Origin of the sequence: Cellvibrio sp. PSBB006, from assembly GCF_002162135.1 — a bacterium.
Lineage (GTDB): Bacteria > Pseudomonadota > Gammaproteobacteria > Pseudomonadales > Cellvibrionaceae > Cellvibrio.
The window spans coordinates 3,009,322-3,035,374 of record NZ_CP021382.1 but is presented as its reverse complement, the minus strand read 5'-3'; the positions used below and the strand labels follow the sequence as shown (position 1 = coordinate 3,035,374).

23 protein-coding genes are annotated in these 26,053 nt (G+C 53.4%); 9 read left to right on the top strand and 14 right to left on the bottom strand.

The window, feature by feature from the left end; translation table 11 throughout:
• Positions 1 to 2: 2 nt before the first annotated feature.
• Entirely contained in the window at positions 3 to 608 is a 606-nt protein-coding gene (locus CBR65_RS12645) for a DUF4142 domain-containing protein (protein ID WP_087467178.1), read from the bottom strand.
• 224 nt (positions 609 to 832) lie between these two features.
• Positions 833 to 1,315, bottom strand: a complete 483-nt coding sequence (locus tag CBR65_RS12640) for a termination factor Rho (protein WP_232461192.1) — start codon at positions 1,313 to 1,315, stop codon at positions 833 to 835.
• A gap of 153 nt (positions 1,316 to 1,468) precedes the next feature.
• On the opposite strand from CBR65_RS12640, the gene CBR65_RS12635 reads away from it, so the two are divergent.
• Positions 1,469 to 1,645 (top strand): general stress protein, encoded by a 177-nt coding sequence (locus tag CBR65_RS12635; protein WP_087467177.1) that lies wholly within the window; start codon positions 1,469 to 1,471, stop codon positions 1,643 to 1,645.
• 129 nt (positions 1,646 to 1,774) lie between these two features.
• Positions 1,775 to 3,907 (top strand): catalase HPII, encoded by a 2,133-nt coding sequence (katE, locus tag CBR65_RS12630; RefSeq protein ID WP_087467176.1) that lies wholly within the window; start codon positions 1,775 to 1,777, stop codon positions 3,905 to 3,907.
• Positions 3,908 to 3,946: 39 nt separating this feature from the next.
• Here katE and CBR65_RS12625 read toward each other — a convergent pair whose 3' ends face one another.
• Complete coding sequence (locus tag CBR65_RS12625) at positions 3,947 to 4,171, bottom strand: hypothetical protein (RefSeq protein ID WP_087467175.1); 225 nt, start codon at positions 4,169 to 4,171, stop codon at positions 3,947 to 3,949.
• Positions 4,172 to 4,290: 119 nt separating this feature from the next.
• The gene (locus tag CBR65_RS12620) at positions 4,291 to 5,271 is read right to left on the bottom strand and encodes an IS110 family transposase (RefSeq protein WP_087465561.1); all 981 of its coding nucleotides are present in this window, start codon (positions 5,269 to 5,271) and stop codon (positions 4,291 to 4,293) included.
• Positions 5,272 to 5,627: 356 nt separating this feature from the next.
• On the opposite strand from CBR65_RS12620, the gene CBR65_RS12615 reads away from it, so the two are divergent.
• The 4 genes from CBR65_RS12615 (at position 5,628) to treS (ending at position 13,093) form a co-directional block, all read left to right on the top strand.
• Positions 5,628 to 5,870, top strand: a complete 243-nt coding sequence (locus CBR65_RS12615; protein WP_087467174.1) for a hypothetical protein — start codon at positions 5,628 to 5,630, stop codon at positions 5,868 to 5,870.
• A gap of 45 nt (positions 5,871 to 5,915) precedes the next feature.
• Entirely contained in the window at positions 5,916 to 6,845 is a 930-nt protein-coding gene (locus CBR65_RS12610) for a Ku protein (RefSeq protein WP_087467173.1), read from the top strand.
• 98 nt (positions 6,846 to 6,943) lie between these two features.
• Complete coding sequence (ligD, locus tag CBR65_RS12605) at positions 6,944 to 9,610, top strand: DNA ligase D (RefSeq protein WP_087467172.1); 2,667 nt, start codon at positions 6,944 to 6,946, stop codon at positions 9,608 to 9,610.
• A gap of 159 nt (positions 9,611 to 9,769) precedes the next feature.
• Entirely contained in the window at positions 9,770 to 13,093 is a 3,324-nt protein-coding gene (gene treS / locus CBR65_RS12600) for a maltose alpha-D-glucosyltransferase (protein ID WP_087467171.1), read from the top strand.
• Between the two features lie 31 nt (positions 13,094 to 13,124).
• Here treS and CBR65_RS12595 read toward each other — a convergent pair whose 3' ends face one another.
• Positions 13,125 to 13,865 (bottom strand): glutamine amidotransferase, encoded by a 741-nt coding sequence (locus CBR65_RS12595; protein ID WP_087467170.1) that lies wholly within the window; start codon positions 13,863 to 13,865, stop codon positions 13,125 to 13,127.
• A gap of 114 nt (positions 13,866 to 13,979) precedes the next feature.
• Here CBR65_RS12595 and CBR65_RS12590 point away from each other — a divergent pair, with 114 nt between their 5' ends.
• The 3 genes from CBR65_RS12590 to CBR65_RS12580 all read left to right on the top strand — a co-directional run bounded on the left by CBR65_RS12590 (position 13,980) and on the right by CBR65_RS12580 (position 17,100).
• A complete protein-coding gene (locus CBR65_RS12590; RefSeq protein WP_087467169.1) occupies positions 13,980 to 15,053 on the top strand; it encodes a beta-ketoacyl synthase N-terminal-like domain-containing protein in 1,074 nt (357 codons plus the stop codon).
• A gap of 66 nt (positions 15,054 to 15,119) precedes the next feature.
• Entirely contained in the window at positions 15,120 to 16,226 is a 1,107-nt protein-coding gene (locus CBR65_RS12585) for a hypothetical protein (protein ID WP_087467168.1), read from the top strand.
• 70 nt (positions 16,227 to 16,296) lie between these two features.
• The gene (locus CBR65_RS12580; RefSeq protein ID WP_157672059.1) at positions 16,297 to 17,100 is read left to right on the top strand and encodes a hypothetical protein; all 804 of its coding nucleotides are present in this window, start codon (positions 16,297 to 16,299) and stop codon (positions 17,098 to 17,100) included.
• 35 nt (positions 17,101 to 17,135) lie between these two features.
• Here the strand turns inward: CBR65_RS12580 and CBR65_RS12575 are convergent, their stop codons facing one another.
• The 9 genes from CBR65_RS12575 to CBR65_RS12535 form a co-directional block, all read right to left on the bottom strand.
• Positions 17,136 to 17,522 (bottom strand): hypothetical protein, encoded by a 387-nt coding sequence (locus CBR65_RS12575; protein WP_087467166.1) that lies wholly within the window; start codon positions 17,520 to 17,522, stop codon positions 17,136 to 17,138.
• 120 nt (positions 17,523 to 17,642) lie between these two features.
• Positions 17,643 to 18,656 (bottom strand): lysylphosphatidylglycerol synthase domain-containing protein, encoded by a 1,014-nt coding sequence (locus CBR65_RS12570; RefSeq protein ID WP_087467165.1) that lies wholly within the window; start codon positions 18,654 to 18,656, stop codon positions 17,643 to 17,645.
• Positions 18,653 to 19,903 (bottom strand): cardiolipin synthase ClsB, encoded by a 1,251-nt coding sequence (gene clsB, locus CBR65_RS12565; protein WP_087467164.1) that lies wholly within the window; start codon positions 19,901 to 19,903, stop codon positions 18,653 to 18,655. Before clsB (CBR65_RS12565) ends, CBR65_RS12570 begins: the two co-directional genes overlap by 4 nt.
• A 30-nt stretch (positions 19,904 to 19,933) precedes the next feature.
• Complete coding sequence (locus CBR65_RS12560; RefSeq protein ID WP_087467163.1) at positions 19,934 to 21,004, bottom strand: YbhN family protein; 1,071 nt, start codon at positions 21,002 to 21,004, stop codon at positions 19,934 to 19,936.
• Positions 20,985 to 22,250, bottom strand: a complete 1,266-nt coding sequence (clsB, locus tag CBR65_RS12555; RefSeq protein WP_087467162.1) for a cardiolipin synthase ClsB — start codon at positions 22,248 to 22,250, stop codon at positions 20,985 to 20,987. The genes CBR65_RS12560 and clsB (CBR65_RS12555) overlap by 20 nt, the downstream gene beginning before the upstream one ends.
• The gene (locus tag CBR65_RS12550) at positions 22,247 to 23,008 is read right to left on the bottom strand and encodes an endonuclease/exonuclease/phosphatase family protein (RefSeq protein WP_087467161.1); all 762 of its coding nucleotides are present in this window, start codon (positions 23,006 to 23,008) and stop codon (positions 22,247 to 22,249) included. The genes clsB (CBR65_RS12555) and CBR65_RS12550 overlap by 4 nt, the downstream gene beginning before the upstream one ends.
• The gene (locus tag CBR65_RS12545) at positions 23,005 to 23,922 is read right to left on the bottom strand and encodes a DUF72 domain-containing protein (RefSeq protein ID WP_087467160.1); all 918 of its coding nucleotides are present in this window, start codon (positions 23,920 to 23,922) and stop codon (positions 23,005 to 23,007) included. The genes CBR65_RS12550 and CBR65_RS12545 overlap by 4 nt, the downstream gene beginning before the upstream one ends.
• Positions 23,923 to 23,961: 39 nt before the next feature.
• Positions 23,962 to 25,266, bottom strand: coding sequence for a zinc-dependent alcohol dehydrogenase (locus CBR65_RS12540; protein WP_087467159.1), 1,305 nt, complete (start codon positions 25,264 to 25,266; stop codon positions 23,962 to 23,964).
• 33 nt (positions 25,267 to 25,299) lie between these two features.
• Positions 25,300 to 25,713 carry a CBS domain-containing protein gene (locus CBR65_RS12535; RefSeq protein WP_087467158.1) on the bottom strand — a complete coding sequence of 138 codons (414 nt, stop codon included), beginning with the start codon at positions 25,711 to 25,713 and terminating at the stop codon, positions 25,300 to 25,302.
• Positions 25,714 to 26,053 lie beyond the last annotated feature (340 nt).

The window sequence follows — 26,053 nt, the reverse complement described above, 5'->3', positions numbered from 1 at the left end:
GATTACGGATTGTCAGTCTGGTTGGTGTCTTCATCCAGATCTTTCAGATGCTGATGATTGTCGTAAGTTTTTCCTTCGCGATCCTGATAAATATCGGTTTTGGTTTCTGCGGTAGCCGCTACCAGTTGCTCAGCCATGCGCAGGTGCTGTTCTATAACCGGGAGATTTCTTCTGGCGAATGTGACAATATCAGCGTCTGATGAATCAACCGCACGCTGTAACATTCGTAACGTCTGCTGATGCGCAATGACCTGATTGTTTGCGTAAGCGATATCAAAATATTCTCCGACGCGGATTTTAAGCATCAAGGGCTTTACGCGTTCCTGTAACTCGTCGCTACGGGTGAGTTGGACATTTTTCTCCCGGGCGAGAGCCATCAGCTCCGCATTGATATCTTCATGTTCATTGATCATGTGATTTGCAAAGGCCTTGACTTCCTGTGAACTGGATTCTTCCAGTGCCAATTTGGCGTTGGCAACTTCCACCCACCCTTTCATCAAGGCTTCATCAATAAAAAAAGCGGTGTCTTCATCTGCAACCGCAAATGACGCTGCCACGCTAAATGCCAATGCCACTACGCTGTTGCGCAGGAGATTCATTCCGTTCATAGGCTGGACCCTTCATAAAAGTGAGCATCATTACATCCAGACATCTAGAAAAAAACGGGGGGCAAAAGTTTCGCGCTCGCCGCTTGGTTTTCCAGCAATGTAACTCAGTTACCCAAGTCTAAAAGATAGGGGAAAATTTCTTCGTGCGTGCGCGCACGAAGATGCATGTCATTAACGTGTTGGCAGTCCTACACCTTGCTGGTACAGGAATCCTCAAGGGGCACTTAACGCAGCGCTTCAATAAGTTGTTCTTTGTTCATCGTAGATCGGCCGTGGATATTTTTTGCGCGGGCTTTTTTGAGTAAGCTTTCCTTGGTTTCCATGTCGAGCGATTGGGAGCGGGGCACACCCCTACGAGAGGCTGCCGCGCGTTTTGCCGAGGTTTTTCGTGCCTGCTGTTTTTCAGTGGCGGACGTTTCTTTTCCTGAGCCGCCGCGTTCACCGCCGCCGGACTGTTTATTGACCGTAGCCCATGCAATGGCTTCGGCTTTTTCGCTATTGACTCCCTTTTCCTTGTAGCCTTCTTCAATATGCTCTGCTTTACGTTTTTGTTGCTCGGTATATTTTTCTTTGCTACCTCTGGCCATGATCTGTCTCCTGTTTAAACGCTGCCGGTAGATAAGGTTAAGGTCATTTTTGACCTTCAGGGGAGCATTTGTTTGACAGGAACCATCAATCAATTCGCCAAAGGAAACATCCGGCGACATCAATGTGTGATGCCAAACGAACAGCTCTAAATTTTCTTTTTAATCGTTAAAAACTATAAAAACAAAACGAACCTATCAAGCGGATCATCCTCCATGATGAGGAGCTTATGCTCTCAAGTCATTAATGTATTAACCAACTATGAGGAAATCACTATGACACAGCAACGAGGTGGTAAAGGTAACTTTGCCCGTGATCCCGAGCGTGCCGCAGAGGCGGGTAGAAAAGGTGGCCAGGTTAGCGGCGGTAATTTTAAGAATGATCCTGAGCGCGCCGCAGAAGCCGGACGCAAAGGTGGTGCAAACAGTCACGGCGGCGGCCGTAAATCCTGATGACATTTCAGGATTGATGCGACGGAGGCAGGGGCTTCCGTCGTCATCTGAAAAATAAGTTATGAGAATAATAACAACACCGCATCCAGCAACGATTAGCAACCAAACAATCAACAGGGGGAGAGGAAGATGGCAGATACAAACAAGCGCAGTGAAGTAGCCGGTACCGATACTACGGATCGTGAAAATACCAATAAAAAATTGGAGCAGTTGGAAAACTATCGTGAAGATGCTACCGGCGAATCCCTGACGAACAGCACGGGCGTGAAGATCGCTAACAATCAAAACACCTTGAAAGCCGGCGAGCGTGGTCCTTCGCTGCTGGAAGATTTTTTAATGCGTGAAAAGATCACGCATTTTGACCATGAGCGTATTCCCGAGCGGGTTGTGCATGCGCGTGGCGCCGCCGCTCACGGTTATTTTGAAGTTTATGAGCCATTAAAAGATGTGACCAAAGCGCACTTCCTGAATGATCCGTCATTGAAAACCCCGGTGTTTGTGCGATTTTCTACCGTGCAAGGCCCGCGTGGTTCTGCCGACACGGTGCGCGATGTACGCGGCTTTGCCACCAAGTTTTATACCGAAGAAGGTAACTTCGATCTGGTGGGCAATAACATGCCGGTGTTTTTTATTCAGGACGCCATTAAATTTCCCGACTTTGTCCATGCGGTGAAACCCGAACCCCACAATGAAATTCCCACCGGCCAGTCGGCGCACGATACCTTTTGGGATTTTGTGTCATTAACGCCGGAGTCGGCGCACATGGTGTTGTGGACCATGTCTGATCGCGCCATTCCTGTGAGTTTCCGCGCGATGCAGGGATTTGGTGTGCACACCTTCCGATTGATTAATGCAGCGGGTAAGAGTGTGTTTGTCAAATTCCATTGGAAACCAATATCCGGTGTGTACTCGCTGGTATGGGATGAAGCGCAAAAACTTGCGGGGAAAGACCCGGATTTCCACCGACGTATGCTGTGGGACGATATTGAAAAAGGCGATTATCCGCAGTGGGAATTGGGCATTCAGGTCGTGCCGGAAGAGGACGAATGTAAATTTGATTTTGATCTGCTGGACCCCACCAAGCTTATTCCTGAAGAACTGGTGCCGGTACGCCCCGTCGGGCGCATGGTGCTCAATCGCAACCCGGATAATTATTTTGCCGAAACCGAGCAGGCTGCATTCCATGTCGGTAACATCGTACCGGGAATTGACTTCAGTAATGATCCCTTGATGCAAGGCCGGTTATTTTCTTACACAGACACACAGCTCCTGCGTTTGGGCGGACCGAATTTCAATGAAATTCCCATCAATCGTCCGGTGTGCCCCTTCCACAATAATCAACGCGATTCATTTCATCGACAAACCATCAATAAAGGTCGCGCCAGTTATGAACCGAATTCCATCGATGGTGGTTGGCCGAAAGAAACGCCGGAAGCTGAGGTCGGCGGTGGTTTTGATTCTTACCGCGAAACTATGTCCGGCCATAAGGTTCGCGACCGCAGCGAATCCTTTGGCGATTTCTTTTCCCAGGCGCGGCTTTTCTGGAACAGCATGAGCCTGCACGAACAGGAACACATTATTGCGGCCTACAGTTTTGAATTGAGCAAAGTAGAGCGCATGCACATTCGCGAGCGACAAGTGAATGAGATTCTTGCCAATATCGATCTGGGGCTGGCGACGCGGGTCGCGGAAAATATCGGTGTACAACCGCCGCAGGGGCCGACGGTGCCTTTGCGGGTGACGGCACCGGAGGTATCACCGGCATTGAGTCAAATGAATTTATTGCCTGGCAATATTATGTCGCGCAAGATCGCGATTCTTATCGCCGAGGGTGTAGATGGCAGCGATGTTGACTACGTCATGAAAGAAGCCAAGCGCGAAGGCGCCAGTACCAAGCTGATCGGACCATCAGCGGCACTGATAAAAACGCATGAAGGTGCAACCTTAACACCCGATGCATCCATGGAAGGCATGCCATCCATTGCGTTCGATGCCATATTTATTCCCGGCGGGGAGGATGCAGCGAAAGCTTTAGTGGCGAGTGGTACTGCCGTGCATTATTTGTTGGAAGCCTACAAACATTTGAAAGCCATCGCCTTGTGCGGAGCAGCGTGCGAATTGACAGCGCGCCTGGTGCTGGACGCGGACGACGGCCTGGTGACAGGTGCATCGGCGAAGGATGTCTTCGGTGCGTTTGCGGCGGCTATTGCCCATCATCGTGTGTGGGCGCGGGAACCGCGGGTTAAATCCATTCCAGCGTAAAAAGAAAATGGGAGACAGGGAAGTCTAGGGTTAATGTTTTTATTCTTGTTGTTGATAATGTCCGGGCGTTTGGTGGGGGCGGTGGTGGTGAATGCCCATGACCTGTATGTCCGAGATGTCATTCGAAGAACTGACCGCATGTAGTGCTTCCAGATAAACCCGCGCCTGGTCGACCGACACGCGGTCAGCTTCCGTAGGAATTTCTGCTGTCTTTGGTTGGTTGTTCAGGATGTAACTCACTAAAAAAAGATGGCTGTCGCCCATAACGATATTCCTCATAAAAAAGTTAAAAGTGCCTGTTATCGAGACTCTCACCGCACCAACATGTTCCACAAATTATCGACCGTAGATACCATCTCTCCGATACCACCACAAGCAACCCATCAGGCCGCTTGTGGTGAGTATGCTGTTTGATGCTTGAGCACACCGAAACACAGGTGCACCAACTTACGCATCGCCGCCCCCAGCGCCTGCATCCTTGTTTTGCCGTTGCGGATCAGGCGGTCCTGTTGCGCTTTGATCGTGGGGTTATATTGACCCGCTACAATGGCCGCCATATACAATTTCGCCCGCACCTTCGGCGAGCCTTTCTTGCTCAGAAAGCTGCGCCCACGCAAGATGCCCGATTCACGCAGAGCGGGAATAACCCCGACAAACGCCGCGCATTCACTCGCCGCCTTGAAGTCCCGGCTGCGGATGACCGACAGCATCAGACGCGATACCACCCGGCCTACACCGGGAATACTTTTTAGTAACGCCACGTCATTTTTCAAATCCGGGTGACGGTCAATGTGGTCGTCTATCTCCTGATCCACCCGATCCCGCTCCCGTTGTAATTCCACAATCATCTTGCCCAATGATTCCAGAACAATCGTTGAGGCCTGGCTGATCTGCGCCTTTTCCTGACGATTTAATTCCCGCTGCAAATCCGTCTCCAGCGCCTCTAACCGGGCCAGCAGGGCCTTTAATTCCCGAATACTTTGCGGTTCCGGCTGCCATAAACCCGGACAAGCTCGCACACCGTATAACGCCAGAACGACACTGTCTTTCTTGTCCGTCTTGTGAACACTGCCCAGGCTCCGGGCAAAGTCGCGCACATAGGCCGGATTCACCACACTCACCTTCAACCCTTGCTCAAATAGCCAATAGGCCAGCGCTTCGTGATAAACCCCGGTGGCTTCCATCACCACCTGGATATCTTCCCGTGGTTGGGCAATATGTTTATCAAGCCAGGCGACCAGGGCCATATGGCCAGCCCGATCATTGGGGAAGACTTTCGATTTAACCTTGCCGCTCTCACGGTCTTTGAGCCACAACACATCCATCTTAGCTTTACTGACATCAATACCAACGATACTCGTCATCTCTGAAATTACCCTTGTCTATGCAGCGTCACTGATACATCAGGCGCTCGGATACCATTCAATTTTTCATCGAAGAACAAGCCGGGGATGCTATCTACAGCACAGGGTGTTTCCCTCAGGTCGAATACGCATTCACCCGGCTCGGGTGTTGAAGTTGGTAGCTAATCAACTTCTTCAGAGAGATACAAGGTCGGATTAGCGCAGCCTAATCCGACAATTTAATTTTCATGCGCACATACTATGTGAGCCGTCGCACCAAGCTGAATCGTTTTACCAAAAATCCGTCATTTGTTTGCCACAAACGAAACTCCTTTCGCTGGTCAAGTTCTTATGCAAACCCCGTGAAGGAAAAAGTCATGTTTAAAGATTTTTCGCATTACATAGCCTGGACGGACATCATGAAATCCGATGACGGTTTTGTCGGTTTGATTGAATACCAATCCAAGCGTCAAGGCTCGCCAGTTAATGTGCTTTGGGTTATCGCGCCGGATTGTGTTTGCGAAGACGAAGCGGAAGCGGTAACCGACGCCATGTTAGAACAGATCAGTAATATCACCCGCGCAGGAAAAGTGATTTACAGCGACGGTGTATCGCTTTAACGGGTTCCGGTTTTTATCCACTCACGTGTAACAGGAGCAGACACTATGCCGCGATCCATCTGGAAAGGTGCCATCAGTTTTGGCCTTGTGCATATTCCGGTGGGTGTGGTTTCTGCCACGTCATCGGAAGGGGTGGATTTTGATTGGCTTGACGAGCGCAGCATGGACCCGGTTGGCTATAAACGGATTAACAAGGTGACGGGTAAAGAGGTGACCAAGGAACATATTGTGAAAGGCGTGCAATATGAAAAGGGCAAATATGTCGTGCTGAGTGATGAAGAAATTCGCGCAGCCCACCCGAAAGCCACTCAGACGATTGATATTTTTTCTTTTGTCGACAGCGCAGACATTCCGCTGACCAATATCGATACGCCTTACTATTTGAATCCCCTCAAACGCGGTGAAAAAGTGTATGCCTTGCTGCGCGAAACCTTGTGTAAAACACGCAAGGTGGCATTGGCTCATGTGGTGATACGCACCCGTCAACACCTGGCGGCGGTCATGCCTTTGGCCTCGGCACTGGTAATGGTGTTATTGCGCTGGCCCGATGATGTGCGAGATGTCGAAGATCTGGATATCGGCGATGCGATTTCGGATGTGGATTTAAATAAAAAAGAATTGGATATGGCGCGTCGGCTGGTGGATGACATGTCGGCCAAGTGGAATCCTGAAGAATACCAGGACACCTTCACCGATAAAATTATGCAGCTGGTCGAACAAAAAGCCCGGGCGGGCAAGATTGAATCCGTGGAACGTGCCGATGATCAGGAAGAGCGGCGTTCGGCAGATATTGTGGATTTGACCGAATTGCTCAAACGCAGCCTGGGTGGCAAGCCGCATGCGCGCAGCGAAACAGGCAAGAAAAAAACCACCAGCCGAGCCAAAAAATCCACTGCTACCAAAACGCGAAAAACACCGGCAAAAACCACCAAAAAAACCTCGACCACCACACGCAAAAAAACCGCCAGCCACTGACCTGTGGCAAAGCGTAGGTCGGATTAGCACAGCGTAATCCGACACTAAAAGTGAACCACGTCCTGTAAAAACCGTTTTCAACAAAAGGACAGCACACAATGGCGAAATCCACCAAGAACGACAGCGAGTACAATCGCAAACGCAATTTCGATATGACTTCTGAGCCGCGCGAAGATCATGCCGCGCGAGAAAAAAAACCGTCGCGTCAAAAGCGCACCAATGCATTGCGTTTTGTGGTGCAAAAACACGCGGCGCGTCGACTGCATTACGACTTTCGTCTTGAGCTGGATGGCACGCTTAAAAGTTGGGCGGTGCCGAAAGGCCCAAGTCTCGATCCGAAGGACAAACGCCTCGCTGTGCATGTGGAAGACCATCCCATGGCTTACGCCAGTTTTGAGGGCAGTATTCCAGCGGGACAATACGGCGCGGGCGACGTCATCGTGTGGGATCAGGGCGTCTGGCGTTCGCTCGACGAAGATCCCACCGCCGCCTATGCGGCGGGCAAACTGAAGTTTACGTTAATTGGTGAAAAGCTCAGTGGCGACTGGAATCTAGTACGCACCACCATGCGCGCCAGCGGTGACAAGGAGCAGTGGTTGTTGATCAAGGAACGCGACCAGGCGGCGCGACGTGGGGAGGATTACAACATCGTCAAGGAAGAGCCGGACAGTGTGCTCAGTTCCGCCAATATCCCTGGGAAACCTGCCGGAAAATCCTCCGCCAGCGCCAACAAAAGCGCGAGCCGGTCGGCCAGTAAACATACGTCCTCACACAATGTTCGACCCATCAAGGCGGGCCAGTCTCTGCCGGAACATCTGGCGCCTGAGCTGGCGACTCTGGTTAGCGAACCGCTGACCGGGAAGTGGCTTTACGAGGTCAAGTTTGATGGTTATCGCATCCTGGCGCGTATTCTCGATGGGGAGGTGCGCCTGTTCACCCGCAATGACAATGACTGGACCCGCCGAATGCCCAAACAGGTGCAGGCGATCAAGGAACTGGGGCTGGATAATTCCTGGCTCGATGGGGAAGTGGTGGTGCTCAATGATGAAGGGCTGCCGGATTTCCAGGCATTGCAGCGGGCCTTCGAGATTGGCCGCAGTCACAATATTGTCTACTACGTGTTTGATGCGCCCTTCCTCAATGGCAGCGACATGCGCCGTTTACCGGTGGAGGAACGGCGCGCGGCGCTGGAAGGTGTCCTCCCGGGTAACAACAAAGGCTTGGTGCGTTTCTCCACTGCATTTGAGGACGGCCACGCCAGCATTCTGGAAACTGCCTGCGCCATGTCGCTGGAGGGCATTATTGGCAAGCGCTTGGGCAGCCCTTACGTGTCCCGGCGTAGCGCGGATTGGATCAAGCTGAAATGCCGCCTGCGGCAGGAGTTTGTGATCGTGGGCTACACCCCGCCTCAAGGCAGCCGCAGCCATTTTGGCGCGCTCTTACTGGGGGTACACAAGGCGGTGAACGACCCGGAATTGATCTACGCCGGTCGGGTAGGCACCGGCTTCAATGCCACCAGCCTGAAGGATATCCACCGTCAATTGCACCCGCTGGAGCGCACTGATTCTCCCTTGAGCCACAGCATCTCCAGTAGTGAAGCACGCGATGTCCATTGGCTGGAGCCTACCCTGGTGTGTGAAGTGGAATTTGCCGAATGGACCGGCGATAACCGTTTGCGCCAGGCGTCGTTCATCGCCTTGCGCAGCGACAAACCGGCGAGGGAGATTATTCGCGAGCAACCGCGCACCCCCGGTGATGTGGCCGGTGCCCGTAGCAATGCGGCAACAAAGAAGCACCAGACTACTAAGGCAAAAGCCGGACCGCACAACGACCAGGATAAACCCACAAAATCGAACAAAAAGGACAGCTCCACGCTGGCCGGGGTCAAGATTACCCACCCGGAACGCGAGCTTGATAGCGAAAGTCAGACTCGCAAGCTCGACCTTGCGCACTTTTATGACGACATCAGCGAATGGATTCTGCCGCATCTGGATAATCGTCCGGTGTCGCTGCTGCGGTTACCGACGGGTCTGGACGGCGAGCAGTTCTTCCAGAAGCATTCCGAGCACCTAGCGATCCCGGCGGTAAAGCAGCTCGATGCGGCCCTCGACCCCGGCCACGCGCGGCTGATGGAGATCGACAGTACGGCAGCGCTGGTGGGCGCGGTGCAGATGGGCACCATCGAATTCCACACCTGGGGTTCCACCAGTGACCGTATTGAAAAGCCCGACCGTATCATCCTGGATCTGGACCCGGACCCGGCCTTGCCGTGGAAAAGCATGCTTGATGCCACGCGCCTGACGCTCGCCGTGCTCGATGAACTCGGGCTGGAAACTTTCCTGAAGACCAGCGGCGGCAAGGGGATTCACCTGATTATTCCCCTGGCGCGGCGCGATGACTGGATCACCATCAAGGAGTTTGCGAAGGCGATTGCCCAGTTTATGGCACGCCAGTTGCCTGATCGTTTTGTAGCGCGTATGGGCCCGAAAAACCGGGTCGGCAAGATCTTTGTGGATTACCTGCGCAATCAGCGCGGCGCCAGTACCGTCGCGGCCTACTCGGTGCGTGCGCGGCCGGGCCTGCCAGTATCGGTGCCCATCGCGCGCGATGAATTGACGCACCTGCACAGTGCCGCGCAGTGGCATATCGGCAACCTGCGTCGGCGATTAGCCGCACTGAAATCTGACCCGTGGGCGGACTATGCTAACCAGCAGCGGATTACCAGGGCGATGTGGAAACGCCTGGGGGTTTCGCCGCCCGAATAATGGATTGGTGAACCCAACGGCGGTTTATCAGTCGACAGACAACAGCAGAAGGAGGGCGCCAGATGGTGAGGGTTCATCAACGCATAGCGCTTTATCTGGCAACGCAATGCCTTTGCGTACCTCCTGTTCTGGTTTATGAACATGACACGAGGTTTGCAGATGGCTAGCAAGGCAAAAACCGCGACATTTCTCAAAGACCCGCTGTGGTACAAGGACGCGGTGATTTATCAGGTTCACATCAAATCCTATTTCGATGCCAACAATGATGGCTCCGGGGATTTCCCCGGCCTGATTGAGAAACTGGACTACATCGCCGAGCTGGGCGTCAACACCATCTGGTTACTGCCGTTCTATGTATCGCCGCGCCGCGACGACGGTTATGACATTGCTGAATACCGCAGCGTCCACCCCGAATACGGCACCATGGCCGACGCACGCCGCTTTCTGAAAGAAGCCCACAAACGAGGTTTGCGGGTGATCACCGAATTGGTCATCAACCACACCTCGGATCAGCATCCCTGGTTCCAGCGCTCCCGCCGGGCCAAGAAGGGCTCCAAATGGCGCGACTTCTACGTCTGGTCCGACACCAATCAGAAGTATCAAGGTACGCGCATCATCTTCTCCGATACCGAAAATTCCAACTGGACCTGGGACCCGATTGCCGGCCAGTACTTCTGGCACCGCTTCTACTCCCACCAACCCGATCTTAATTTCGACAATCCGGCGGTGCTGAAGGAAGTCCTGAGTATCATGAGTTTCTGGTTTGATCTGGGTGTGGATGGCCTGCGGCTGGACGCGATTCCTTACCTGGTGGAGCGCGAAGGCACGCTCAATGAAAACCTGCCAGAGACCCACGATGTCCTCAAGCAGATCCGCGCCGAGCTGAACCAGAATTACCCGGATCGTATGCTGTTGGCCGAGGCCAATCTCTGGCCCGAAGATATCCAGCAATACTTCGGCAATGGCGATGAATGCCATATGGCCTTCCACTTCCCGCTGATGCCGCGCATGTACATGGCCATCGCCCAGGAAGACCGCTTTCCCATGACCGATATCCTGCGGCAGATGCCGGAGATCCCGGACAACTGCCAATGGGCTATCTTCCTGCGCAACCACGATGAGCTAACCCTGGAGATGGTGACCGACGACGAGCGGGACTATCTCTGGGAGTACTACGCCTCCAATCGCCGCGCCCGGTTGAACCTGGGCATTCGCCGCCGTCTGGCGCCGTTGGTGGAGCGGGACCGCCGCCGCATCGAGCTCTTGCACAGTTTGCTGCTGTCCATGCCCGGCACGCCGACGTTGTATTACGGCGATGAAATCGGCATGGGCGACAACCTGTTCCTCGGCGACCGCCACGGCGTGCGCACGCCCATGCAATGGTCTATCGACCGCAACGGCGGTTTTTCTCGCGCCGACCCGGCCAGTCTCGCTTCGCCGCCGATCATGGACCCGCTCTACGGTTTCCAGACGGTCAACGTGGAAAGTCAGGCCGTTGACCCGCATTCGCTACTCAACTGGACCCGGCGCATGCTGGTGGTGCGCAAGCAACAGAAAGCCTTTGGTCGCGGTACGCTGAAGATGTTAGCGCCCACCAACCGACGCATCTTTGCCTATCTGCGTGAGTACACGGGTCCGGACGGCGATCATGAGCTGATCCTGTGTGTGGCCAACCTGTCGCGCTCGGCCCAGGCGGTGGAGCTGGATCTGGCAGCTTATGCCGGCAAGGTACCGGTGGAGATGATCGGCGGCTCTTCGTTTCCACCCATCGGCCAGCTCAGTTACCTGCTGACCTTACCGCCCTATGGTTTCTATTGGTTTCTGCTGGCGGACGAAGCGCAGATGCCCAACTGGTATGTACCGCCGGTAGAACCCATGCCCGACCTGCCGCCGCTGATCATCAAGAAAGACCTGTCGGAGCTGTTACAGACACCCAATATCACCGTGCTGGAACATGAGTCCTTGCCGGATTACATCTCCCGCCGCCACTGGTTCTTCCATCGCGGACGCCAGCCGGAAGACGGCGATCTGCATCTGAGTTACCTCATACCCTTCGGCGAACCGGGCAAGAAATATGCGCTGGCTGAAGTGGAGATCCGCTACGACAGTGGCAGCGAGCACTACCAGTTACCGCTTGGTTATGTCGCGGAGAAGCGTGAGGGCAGCGCGATTCCCCAACAACTGGCTATGGCGCGCTTGCGGCAGGGCCGGCAGGTGGGGTTGTTGACCGATGCCGCGACCCTCACCGGCTTTGCACGGGAGGTGGTGCAGGACATGCGCCGCCATCAGGTACTGGCGCTCGAAGGCAGTGAAGTGCAGTTTATTCCGGCGCCGGAACTACAGCAGTTCAAGGAATCGGTGGAAAGCACCGAGGAAGACATCAGTTTTAGCACCGCAGAACATGCCAACAGTTCGATCGCCATCGACGAAACCATGCTGCTGAAACTCTTCCGCCGCATAGTGCCGGGCATTCACCCGGAGGTGGAGATGGGACGCTTCCTCACCGAGCGCGGCTTTACCCACACAGCCCCCTTCCTCGGCGAGGTGCGGCGGGTTGATCCGCGCGGCGAGACATACACCCTGATGGTGTTGCAGGGTTATCTGAGCAATCAGGGCGACGCCTGGCAGTGGACGCAGAATACCCTGGAGCGCGCGGTGCGCGACCAATTGGCGGCGGGCGACTCCAGTATTGAAAATGAAGCGACGGCGCTGGCAGAGCTGGACGCCTTTGCGCGCATTCTTGGCCGCCGCCTCGGTGAATTACACCAGACACTGGCGCAACCCTCAGATAACCCCGACTTCGATCTGGTGATCACCAGCGAAGCCGATGTGGTGGTATGCCAGGACGAGGCCCGTCAGCAAATGGAAATCGCGTTGCGTATGCTGGACGAACACCGCCATGAGCTATCCGGCAACGAGGCGCTGCTGGCCGAGAACCTGCTGACCCGGCGCGAACAGATACTGGCGCGACTGGATCAACTGGCCCTGGGTTCGCTGGGCGGTGTCATGCAGCGGGTTCACGGTGACCTGCATCTGGGCCAGGTATTGGTGGTACAGGACGATGCCTACTTTATCGACTTTGAAGGCAATACCCATCTCAGTCTGGCCGAGCGACGCCGCCGCCAAAGCCCCCTGAAAGATGTAGCGGGCATGCTGTGTTCCTTTGACTATGCCGCCGCCATGATCCTGCGCAACCCCGGCGGTGTGGATGATTCCCCGGAAGCAGAAACCGCGCGCCGCTCCATGGTAACCAGCTACCTGCAACATGCGCGGCGCGGCTTCCTTGATGCCTATCGCGTGGCGGCCGCCGATGTGCCCCACGAATGGGTTGAGCGGGATGGCGAGGACAACGCGCTGCGCTTCCACCGTCTCGACACCGCTGCCCATCAGGTGATCGCGGAGTGTCACGACCGCCCGGATTGGTTAGCCGTGCCACTTCAGGGGCTGGCAAGTCTGGTAGAGCATTTAGGGTTGAAGGAATAACCTGCGCGGTAACGATCCGCTGGCGTCTGGATTAGTCCACGACGCCGTGTTCCACCAATGCGGCGAACCGGGTCATCACCTCAGCGGCGTGGGGTGTAGAGATGTCGCGCAGCAATTGCTCGACGTCCTGACCCATGCGCTCCAATACCTCCGCCTGGTGTTCGATATAAGCACGCATGATCGGCGGCGTATATTCCGGGTGAAACTGCACACCCCAGGCGCGAGCGCCGATGCGGAAGGCGTGGTTAGGTTCATGCAGGTTAGCGGCCAGACGCACTGCTCCCGGTGGCAAGCGCAACACCGTTTGCGCGTGGGTGGTGTGGGCCAGAAATGACGGCGGAAAGCTGCGAAATAGCGGGTCCGCCGCGCACGCTGGCAACAGCTCAATGTCTTTGGTACCCACTTCTTTCCCTTGGGGGTGATAACCCACTTCACCGCCCATCGCCTGCGCCAGCAATTGATGCCCATAACACACGCCGAGGACCGGCACCTCGGCTTCTACCAAAGCCGGCAACCACGCCTCGATGGCCACGCTCCAGGTCAAACGCTCCGTCACCATCGCATGGGAACCAGTGATGATGACACCGGCGCAATCCTGAATGGCGGGTAGGGAAACGTCTTGTTGGATATCGAGTGCGACTACCGGTAGGGTCAGGTCACCAAGGGCGGCCTGGGTCCACGCATCAAAATCCCCTAAAGATTCAGCGGTGGCAGGAAAGGTGGAACCCACTTTGAAGATAAACAGCGAAGGGGTAGTGCGGGAGGAGGACATAACCACGGACTCTGAATAAACCAGGTCTTATCCTGCGGCGGTTGTAGTGGTGATGCAAGCGGGTTATGTGTTATTGATGGCGCAGTGCGACCTTACAAGGATTTGATTTACCCAATGGCCTCAACTGCAACCAAACACTTTTTCCTCGCCGCCAGTGGGATGGTAACGCCTCTTGGCGCTAACACCGTCATGACCGCCGCCGCCGTCAACGCCGGTGTCAGCGCCTATGCCCTGGCGGATTTCTACAACCGCCATTTCCAGCCTATTAAAGTCACGACAGTGCCGCCGACCGTCTTTGCTGAACAAGGTATTGATGTGGCCAACTGGAACGGCACCCATCCGGCGCGGGTGGCGGCCATGGCGAGCCTCGCCGTTCAACAAGTCATAATGGGTGAACCACCGGAAAAATCGATACCGCTGGTGTTGGCCCTTCCTGAAGCCAAGTATCAGGAGGTATCGGCCTTGGGGGCGGACCTGGTGAAATATCTCGCCGACACCTTTCCCGGCTGGATCTCGACGGTTATGAGCCGCTGCGTCTACTCGGGGCGCGCTGCCGGACTGGAGGCGCTGGCCTTTGCCTTTGATTATCTGTACGACCTGCCCACCCACTATATGCTGGTGGGCGGCAGTGATTCCCAACTGGAAGATGTGCGTCTGGCCGAATTGGATAAAGCGGACCGCTTGCTCGCGCCGGATAGCGGGGACGGTTTTGCGCCCGGTGAAGCCGCGGGCTTTTTATTGCTCACGCGCGCCCCGGCATTGGCTGCTGTAGTTAACGGCCACCGGATAGTACTCCACTCGCCAGGCATTGCCGATGAACCGGGCCACCTGGGCAGCGATGAGCCTTATCGCGGTGAAGGGCTGGACCAGGCGTTTAAAAAAGCGCTGGCCGGCGCTACGGTGCCGCCGATTCACAGCATCTACAGCAGCATGAATGGCGAAGACTACTGGGCCAGGGAATATGGCGTGGCCCATATCCGCAACCGCCAGGCTTTTGCTGATCCGGTAACCTTGCAACATCCCGCCGACTGCTACGGCGATATCGGGTCAGCAACGGCTCCGGTGTTGATCGCCCTGGCGGCGCAGGATTTATGGACGTCTTCTGTCGCTCGCGCGCATCTGTTATACAGTTCCTCCGATGGAGAGCGGCGCGGTGCGATAATTCTTGAAAAAGTGCCCGCTGCTTAGGATTCGCCACCAACATGTTTTATTCACAGCACATGGGTAATGGCCTCGCAATAACAAGGAAACGCGATGACGCAAATCGGTGAAAGTGTCAATGTCTCCACGATTCCGGAAGACCCGGAAAAATCCATCACTGCCGAGGTGCTGGAGCTGGAATTTGTGGACTCCTTTAAAGCCTGCCTCGCGCAAACCGTGATTAATCCACCGCACTGGCCGGCCACGCGCAGTCCATCGAATCAATCATCCAAAGCGGTGGTGTTCCGGTTTAACCATCGCGGCACCCAGAAAGCCAAGCTCAAGCTAAAAATCACCAGCAAGGGTTACAGCGGCAACGGCAAATTAACCGGCGTATTACAACGTTTTGAATTCGAAGGCAGCGTGCCACTGTCGTCTGGTGAGCATGTGGTGGAAGTGACGCTGAAAGAACCGCCGGACAGTTTACTCTGGTGCAAAGGCGAAATCTTTTGGGGTATCGATGCCACCGACCGCAGCATCATGGCCGGCCGCACCCATGTGGAAATTTTCTTCATCTTCGCCGATCCATCCTTGCAACCTTGTTTTGCCAGCGACGGTGTGTGGATCGAGGCGTTGAGATTTTTGTTTGACAACAGCAGCGTCAGCGGCGTACAGACGATGCCTTCAGCGGTGGAGAAAGTGACGCAGTGTTGTTTTGGGTTGCCGAATCATAAGTATGAAGTCACCCAGGGTGCCCCTGCCTATGGCGGGGCGAGCGGTACCTTTCACTTAAAAAATTACATTGATCACTCGCTGGGTTTTGTTAACTGTTACGACCAGACGTACGCGGTTATTGTGTTGTCCGCTGCACTGGGTATTGGTGTTGATGGCCTTTATCTGAACCCGTTCGGCTACATTCGCACCGTTAATCTGGTGGGTTGGGGTCCATGCAATAATCCGTTCCCATCCGGACGCCCGATTGCCGATCATCTCGTGGTGGCTCCGCTCGATCCTGCACGGAGTGGGTTTGGTAATCACATGTTTTGCGAATACAGCGCGAAAATTTATGACGCTTGTGCCGGGCCGGTGAAGGGAACGGTCGACAGGGCCGGATATGTCGCCAACACCATTGATACGAGTGTGCCGGGCGCAGTTAGCGGTACGGCAGCAGGTATTATCGGTATTGCTGGTACAACGGCGGCCGTAAGGGGCGTGCAGTGAGGAGTGCAAGGTTATGCATTATCTGCGAACAATTATTCTTCTGTTTGGCGTGTCATGGGGAGCGACGGCTATGAGTTTTGAAACTGACTTCAATCGCGATACGCGCGAAGCCTTTAAAAAATCTATTGACTACCCGTCGTTAGTTGTCCGTCGTCCGCCAGAAAAAATTGTTTTACTGGACTGGCAAAAGACCCTGGAAAAACTACGCGATGCGCAGGGCAATGAATGGTCTGGCAAGGTTAATGAACCCTCTCTGGGTTTGCTGGGCGAAGGTTCATTGCGTGTACAAATGCAATCGCAGAAGGGCGCAGCCATTGTCGACATCACCTCGCTCGCTGGTGACTGGCAAGAGCGTCTTGATTATGTAATGTGGCAAGAGTCATTAACCCACCGTACAGAAGTCAACGCGAAAGTGTTGCCGGGTATGGATGATCTCTACCTGGTTCCAAAATTATCACCCGGCACGGGATTTACAAATTTTTTGTACGGCAATTTTTTTATCGAAGTTAAAGCCTGGGATATCGACGATATCGACAGCTTGGCTAAAGCGCTTCATCAGGTTATGAAAGACAACAGCCGTGTTCTCGGAACGGAGCATAAACGCTGTTTTAAAGCGACAGCGGATAAAACCGTATTGTCTGTCGGCGAGGTTGTATCCATAACTATAGAGGGATTGGTAAAAAACTGGGATTCAGAATGGATAGCCAATCAATCACGCCAATTATTGGATGACGATATAGAGTATCTTGAGCGAAGAGGAAATGTGTTTTTACTTAAAGCCGTAAAAAAAGGAAAAATAAAAATCCCCTTTGCCGCGATGAACAAGCAAACCTTGTATGTGGAGCAGCAAGAGGTGGAGATAGAAGTTAAATAGGCCACGTTTTGTGGCCCAAAATTTCAGGTTGCGCGTTAATTTGCAGCGACTTTCCCTTCACTTTCAAACGCACTAATCGAGACTTTAAATTCGAGATTATTGTTACGAACGTGAGTCTCTTTTCCCAACTCAGATAAAAACGAGGGGCTGATGTTGTTGGTGCGGGTGATGATAATGGGCTGCACTAACACGTGACCATCAGCTGTGGGAGAAAGCGTCAAGCTGAGTTCATAACCCTGATCACCAGACACCTGAACTGAAGTCTTTTCACCAGGTATTACTGTCAATGTCGGCGCACCCAGCACTACACCATCTTCGATGATGGTTGCGGCTACGACATAGTGGTTAAGCTCTTCGGCGGTTACCGACAGACAGGTGAGTAAGCCACCAGCCAGGATGCTCAGGATGAAATTGCGAACCATGGTAAATCTCCTTTTATGTCAATTTATTGTGAGGTTGGAGCGTAGCGGTATAAGCAGGCTATGTAAACGTGTCTTGGTCAGTCTTCACGGCCGTATTCTATATAAATAAAAATGTATTGGTTAGTTTGACTTCTCATTACTCCCCCGCATCGCCTTGGCCCGCTTCTCCATCACCAGATATGCCACACAGGCAATACACAACGGCAACAAAAAATACAACGCGCGGTAACCAAGCAGTGCCGCGAGGATTTCGCTTTTATTAAATTCGTGTTGCAGCATGGTAAGAAAAATCGTTTCCAATACACCGAGGCCAGCGGGGATGTGGGTGATGATGCCGGCGATGCTACAGATGAGTAAAATCCCGAGTACGGTGGGGTAAAAAGCTTCCTCGGGTAGGAGTATATAAACCAGTAATGCCATCAGCATCCAGTTCACGGCGCCCATGGTGGCTTGCAGTATTGCGAATTGCCAGGTGGGTAAAGTGATTTCGTGGTCGCGGATTTTCCAGGTGCGGCGTTTGGAGAAGCGACAAGCAAGCAAGTAAATCGCTGCCACCAATAATAAGCCGAAGCCGATTAACTGTAAGGCCGTCGCGCCCAGGTTCCATTCGTCTGGCAGATTGAGCAGGCGCGCAGCAAAAATAATACCGGCGAGGATAATATAGCCGAGCCAGTTGGTGACGACGTTGATGGTAAAAATTTTGGTGATGGTGCCGACTTCCAACCCCAGACGTGAATAAAGTCGATAGCGTACCGCGAGGCTGCCGACCCAGGCGCTGAGGTTTAAGTTGAAGGCGTAGCAAACAAATGCGAGCGGCAGGATTTGCCGTGCGGGGAGTTTATGTTGGGTGTAATGCCGCGCAAGCAAGTCAAAGCTGCTGAATAATCCATAACTGATTAATGCGATGGCGGCGCCGAGTAAAAGCGTTGTGGTTTTGTATCCGGTGATTGCGTCTTTGACTTCCTGCCATTCGAGATTTTTTACCAGATTGAACAGTAAACCGAACACCAGCACGAACAACAAAACCGTTAAAGCGCGCTTGGTCCAGGTCCACCAGGGCTTCTCCTGCTGCTTTTGTGAATGACTTTCCGTGTGTCCTGTATTTTTTGCGGCGGCCGAACCTGATGTGCTCATACGATTTTTTCCTGTTCGCAAATCGTTGGTTTGGTGTCGCTGTCGTCTTCCAGTTCTTCCGCTTTTACCGGCTTGAGCACTGGCGTATGAGCGGGCAGCCAACCGGCGATGGCGGGAAAGTAGCGCGCGAAGTGGAAGCAGATAAAGACAAATGGCAAGCGCCACCAATAACCGCGCATGATTCGCTCAAGACTGATGGGTTTACAGGTTTTTGCAGCAAGCTCTTTCAGGTGTGAATAAAGTTGCTCGTTGAATGCTTTATCTTTGATAAAGACATTGGCTTCGAGGTTCATGGCAAGACTTAAGGGGTCGAGATTACTGGAGCCGATAGTGACCCATTCGTCGTCAATCAAGGCGACCTTACCGTGAAAGGGACGCTCGCAATATTCCAGAATTTCCACGCCCTCTTTCAACAAATAATTATAGAGCGCGCGGCTGCAAGCACTGACCCAGGGCATATCCGGCTGGCCTTGCATGATTAGCAGCACTTCCAGTCCCTGGCGCGAGGCGTTACGCAGTGCGCGCAATAAACGGTAGCCGGGAAAGAAATAGGCATTGGCGATAACGATACGTTTTTTTGCGGAGCGAATCGCTTGCAGATACAGGTGCTCGATATCGGCTTTGTGTTTATTGTTGTCACGCACGGCGACGAGCATCTTGCTGTTGCCTGCGGGTGGGTTTGCGGACGGCGTCGTGCGCGGAATATCAATGGGACCATTCTTTTTCGGTGTTGCGTCACGCAGCAGGCTCAGGCTGGCAGCATGGATATCGGCAACGATAGGACCGCGCACTTCCACGGCATAATCCTGTTTAGCCATCTCACCGAAGTCAGCGATATGTTCTTCAGAAAAATTAATGCCGCCGACATAGGCAATCTTGCTATCTACCACCACAATCTTGCGATGCAGACGACGAAACATATTGGTGCGCATGCCCAACATGCGCGGGCTGGGGTCAAACACACGCAGGGTAACGCCAGCATCAACCAGCTCGGTCAAAAAAGGCGTGCTTAAATCAAACGTACCGTAGCCATCGACCATCACCTCCACGCGTGCACCGGCCCTGGCGGCGGCAATCAACGCTTGCTGCAGTTGTCGGCCGATTTTGTCTTCCATGATGATAAAGGTTTCGAGCAATACTTCTTCGCGCGCATTGCGGATGCATTCAAACACGCGCGGGTAAAAGCCTTCGCCATTGATCAGCAACTCAACACTGTTGCCATCGCGCCATGTGTGGTTTTGCCTCATAAAAACCTCTTAACCTCTAGTATCCGGATTTCAGTTTTTGTCGAGCGGGTGGAAATGGTGATCCGTTTGTTTACGAATGACGATCACACCGGGTATTTCCTGAAGATTATCGCTGCGCCGCGCGCGTCGCCGCCAATGCCATACCTTGCCCTCCAGCACCACATAAACAACACACGCAACCATCAGCGGTAATAAAAAATAAATAACGCGATAGGCGATCAGCGCTGCCACGATGCTGGCGGTGGGCAACTGATGTTGCAGGATGCCGATAAAGACCGCTTCCAATACGCCGAGCCCTGCCGGAATCTGCGCAATCATCCCGGCGATGCCACTGATTAATAAAATGCCCAGCACCGCTGAGTAAGACACAGCATCCGGTAACAAAATAAAAATCAGCCAGGCCATCAACAACCAGTTAAGGGTGGACAAACCCGCCTGTGCCAGCGCCAGCCGAAAACTGGGCAGGGTGATTTCGTGGCTTGACCAATACCACGAGCGGCGCGATGAAAACTGGCACAGCAGGAGATAACCTGCGGCGAGTAACAACATGACGGCGCCGATGATATGTAGTGCCCCGGTATTGATCGCCCAACTCGCAGGCAACTTCACCCAACCGGCGGAGAAGATAAATCCTGCCACGATGATGTAGCCAAGACTGTTGGTAAACACACTCAAGCTCAATACGCGCGTAATCGTGGATACGCGTAAGCCCAAACGTGAATACAACCGGTAGCGCATGGCAACGCCGCCGATCCACGAACTCAGGTTCAAATTAAATGCATAACAGACAAAAGCCACCGGCAAGATTTGCCGTGCAGGTAAATGATGGTCAGTGTAAGCACGGCCCAGCAGATCGTAACTGCTGAAGGCAATATAACTGACCAGGGCGACGGCCAAACCCATGACCAGGGTTTCGCGCTGGTAAGCGTGCAATGCCTGCTTTACTTCGAGCCAATTCAGGTTATCCATCAACATGAATAACAACGCGGCCATGGCCACAAAAAAGCATAATGTCAGCAGGCGTTTCGCCCACCGCCAGTAATGGTGTTGTTCATCGCGTTGGGCAAGCGCGAAATAATCGTCAGGCTCTTTCCTGGTCATAATGGGATTTCTTCCATAAGTGTTTCTGTGAACCGACCCGCTCAAGCTTGGGAATGTGCGCGGGAAACCATCCGGCTATCACCGGAAAGTGACGCAAGAAATGAAACGATAAAAATATCAGCGGCATGCGCCACCAATAGCTGCGCTTTACCACTTGCATACTGACCGGTTCGCCATGTTCCTGCACCAAGGTGCGCAGATGTTTAAACAAGTGTTGATTGAAGGCTTCATCATCAATCATGACGTTGGCTTCCAGGTTGAGCGACAGGCTTAACGGATCAAGATTGCTTGAGCCCAGTGTGGCCCAATGGCGATCAGCCAAGGCCAACTTGCCGTGGAACGGACGTTCCTTGTATTCATAAATCTTCACACCTTCACGCAGTAAATAACCGTAGAGCAACTGCGCGCATAAACGCACCCAGGGCATGTCCGGCTCACCTTGCAGAATCAAGGTGACATTCACCCCGCGTCGCGCTGCATTACGCAATGCCCGTAGCAAACCGTAACTCGGAAAAAAATACGCATGGGCAAGTACCAGGCGTTCTTTGGCTGTGTTAACTGCGTGTAGATAATGCTTTTCGATATCCCGCTTATGCAATCCGTTATCGCGTATCGCCAACAAAGCGCGGACCGACTCCTGTTTTTCGGGAGGGTTTTCATGGTGGCTTTTATGAAGGGCGTCGTGTTGGCTTGCGGCGAATTTTTTCAAGCGTTGAAGCCGCGGCGGTTTGCTGTCGCCGTGGTGTAATAAATCCAGGCAGGCCTGATGAATATCCTGCACCACCGGCCCACACAAACGCATGGAATAATCCTGTTTGGCTTCTTCGCCAAAACTGGTTAATTGATCGGCGCAGTAATTGATACCACCGATAAACGCCACCTCGTTATCCACCACCACCAGTTTGCGATGCAGACGGCGGAATACATTCAGACGCAAATTAAATAAATGGCGCGTGGGCTCAAACAAATGCACATGCACCCCGGTATCGGCCATGGCCTCAAAAAATGCTGCGCTGGCTTCATTGCCGCCGTAAGCGTCGATGGTGATTTCCACATGCACCCCACGCCGCGCCACATACATCAGGGTTTGTTGCAATGCCTTGCCAACTTCATCGTCGCGGATGATAAACGTTTCGATAAGGACTTCGCGCCGGGCTTTGCGAATGCTGTCAAAGACGCGTGGAAAAAACGCTTCGCCATTGATCAGTAATTCGACTTCATTACCCGCGCGCCAAGGCTCGTTCATAGGTGAACCTCAACCGCCAGTGGTGCGTGATCGGACAGGTGCGACCAGGGGCGAATACGCAAGACTTCCGGGTTGCGGGCGGTGGCATTGCGCAGGTAAATCCGGTCCAGCCGAAACCACGGCCAACGCGCCGGAAAGCTGCGTGCCGGTTTACCGAATTGCTGAGCAAACACTTCTTGCATGCCGCAATGCTCCAGTATGGCATCGGCGCGCTGGCGCCAGTCGTTAAAGTCTCCTGCGACGATAACCGGCTCTCCCGGAGGCAGGCTATCGACCAATTTACACAGCAGCCGCAACTGCTGCTGACGATGATTTTCACGTAAGCCAAGATGCACGCAAATGGCGTGAACTTCCGTCTGGCCGGGCACATAAATCACCGAATGTAGCAAGCCGCGCTGCTCGATCGTGCCGATGGAGACGTCGAGATTGTGGTAGCGCACAATCGGAAACTTGGACAAGAGCGCGTTGCCATGATCACCGTGGGGATAAACGGCGTTGCGCCCGTAGGAGAATTCCGGCCACATGCTGTCAGCAAGGAATTCATACTGGGGCACCTCTGGCCAATTATCATAGCGGGAGGCGTGGCGTTTGTGTTCGCCCAGGACCTCCTGCAAAAACACAATATCGCTCGCATGGGTGCGCACCGCATCGCGCAATTCCGGCAACATAAAACGCCGGTTCAGTGCTGTAAATCCCTTGTGTAAGTTCAAGGTCAGAATCCGCAGGCAATGGATCGGCGTATCTGAAGATGAGGTCATGCAACGGCTCCTGTCAACTTGCCCGGTTCGGCCTCCAGCTGATCGGCCAAGCCGAAATACTCCAGCAGTTGGCGCGCATCATAGGGTGCGAAGAGTTTGTCGGTATTATCGAAATAACAATACACATCCCGACCGCCGCGCGCCTTATCTTTTTCCTTAACCACCAGATTCGCGTCGCCGGGCTGCCGCCCCTGGCTCCATAAGCGGATACGTTTATACCAGCGTTCCAGCGCTTTCTTGCCGTAACCGCTGTTATACAACTCTTCATCGCCATGCAGACGCATGTAAACAAACTCGCTGGTGAGATCTTCCAGATAAGGCCAGCGCCCGGCGGTATCGGCGACGACGAGTGCCACCCGATAACGACGCAGCAGATGGATAAAGGCTTCGTCCACAAAACTGTCGTGACGAATTTCCACTGCGTGGCGCAGCGGCATCTTGGCAGGGATGTCCAGATAGCCTTCCCGTTGCACCGCCGCGTCGCTATGTTTCGCATGGGTTTTAGCTGCATCGCTGGTCATGGGCAATTGCGCCAGGAATTCCTCAAACAAGGTTTCATCAAATGTAAAGCTGGGTGGAAATTGCCACAAGAACGGACCGAGTTTTTCTTTGAGGTGAAACATACCGGAGGCAAAAAAATTCGCCAGCGGTTGTTCAATATCACGCAGACGTTTTTCATGGGTAATGTGACGCGAGGCCTTCACACTGAAGATAAAATTATCCGGCGTGTCGGCGTACCAACGTGCGTAACTGGTGGGGCGTTGCAGCCCGTAAAACGAGCCGTTAATTTCAATGGAATTGACGGCGCGGGACGCGAAGTGTAATTCATCCTTCTGGCGTAGCCCCTTGGGGTAAAAGTTCTTACGCCAAGGCGCATAACGCCAACCGGAGATGCCAATACGAATATCGCTCATAAGCTCCCTCTGATGTGTGTTTGTTGTAAAAGCTGGTCCTTAATGATGACGCGCCGGCGCCGTCATTGACGGTGGATCACTGGCCGGAAAGGAATCATCCAGGGCATCGTCGAGCATGCCTTCATCATCCTCGCCAAGTTGACGTTGTTGCGGATTCAATTCTACTTTCAGCCAGCCGCTACGACGTTGATCAAAGGCTTTGAAAGCTTCAATCGCATCACCCATAGGTTTGACTTTTGTCAGAATCTTGCTCGGATCAATACGACCGCTCACCGTCAGTTCGATCAGTTTCGGAATATATTTTCGGTGATGGCAATTGCCCATATTGATCGTCAGGTTTTTATTCATCGCCATGCCAATAGGAAAGCTGTTGGACTGCTCTGAATACACACCGATGATGCCAAGAGTGCCCGCTTTAGCTAATCCTTTGATTGCCCACTCCAGTGCCTGGCTGGGACCGTCACCCGGTTGCCAATTTTCGCCATCGGGCTGCGCATCCGGCGCTGTTGTCTCGACCTCCTTGGCAAAGCGTTGTTCATCTTCCTTCGTTATATGGGTGTGGCGATGTTCAGCATCGACACCGACCGCATCAATGGCGCGATCAACCCCGATGTTTTTGGTCAAACGGTGCAGCGCTTCGACCGGGTCTTCCTCTTCAAAGTTGATCACTTCCGCACCTTGCTGGCGCGCCATGCGCAAACGGTCTGCGTGTTTATCAATCGCAAATACTCTTGCCGCACCTAATAAAAATGCACTCGCAATCGCGAACTGTCCCACCGGCCCGCAACCGAATACGGCGACGGTATCGCCATTGGTGACCTCGGCCAGATCAGCACCGAAATAACCGGTGGGAAAAATATCTGACAACAAGATCGCTTGGTCGTCGGTGATCTGCGGCGGGAGTTTAATTAATCCAACATTGGCATAAGGAATACGCGCTTTTTCCGCTTGCAATCCATGGAAGCTGCCGGTGGTCGCCGGTCCACCAAAAAATGCTGTACCCGCTTGTTTACCGTTAGGGTTGGCATCATCACATTGCGCGTAATAACCGGCACGGCAGTAAGAACAATTACCACAGGCGATGGTGGATGGAATGACCACCCGATCACCGATCTGCAAATTGCGCACATCATCACCGAGCGCTTCCACAACGCCCACACCCTCGTGACCAAGGATGGTACCTTGCTCCATACCACCCACCGTACCGCGCACAAAATGCAAGTCGGTGCCGCAAATAGCGGAAGCGGTTAATCGCACAATAGCATCAGTGGATTCCTGCAATTGCGGTTCGGGGACATCGTCCAAGCGAATATCGCCGATCCCGTGAAAAACGACAGCTTTCATGGTGACCTCCATAATAAATGGACGCGAAATAAATTAATGCGCGCGAGCAACACCTTGCAACACAGTGTCGCTGGTTTTTTGGCTATGACAGCTCGCGATATTTCCCAGCGAAACGACACCCACCAGACGTTTTTCGCGGTTGAGTACCGGCATCCGCCGCATTTCGTTTTCTGCCATGTTTTGCGCCACATCCTGAACGCTTTCGTCGTCGAAGCAGTAACGAATGGTGTTACTCATCACCTCGCGTATCGGCGTGCCACAATCCAATCCTTTGGCCACAGCGCGGATGGCAATGTCGCGATCCGTGATCATACCGATCAACCGGTCCTGCTCATTGACGAGCAGCGCACCGCTATCAATATCGGCCATCAGTGCAGCCGCTTCGCGAATACTTTGATCGGGGGTAAGGGTTTTTACTTCGGTGGTCATTACGTCTCGAATTTGCATCTTGTGTTCTCCTTAATAATTAACGTGAAAAGCAACAATAGAACATCAGCGACAGGTTCTTTGCTTTCTGTTCAAGGTAAAAGTTGCGACTGATGTACAAAGCCCAAGTTCAGTGGATTATTGGGCTTTGTTAATGAATTACTTAGGGGATTAAAGGCATGTTTACTAGGCGGGCGATGAAGGTCGAAATGGATGGCTTTCAATCCCCTATAGCGATGGAGAACCCAAAAATGGCCTCGCAGGCTAATATTTGGGAAAGGCATGCAATTTGCGAGGCGATGCCTTATGGATCAAAGGGTTAGTTGCTTTTCCGAAAAGGGGAATATGAGGCGCAGTGATT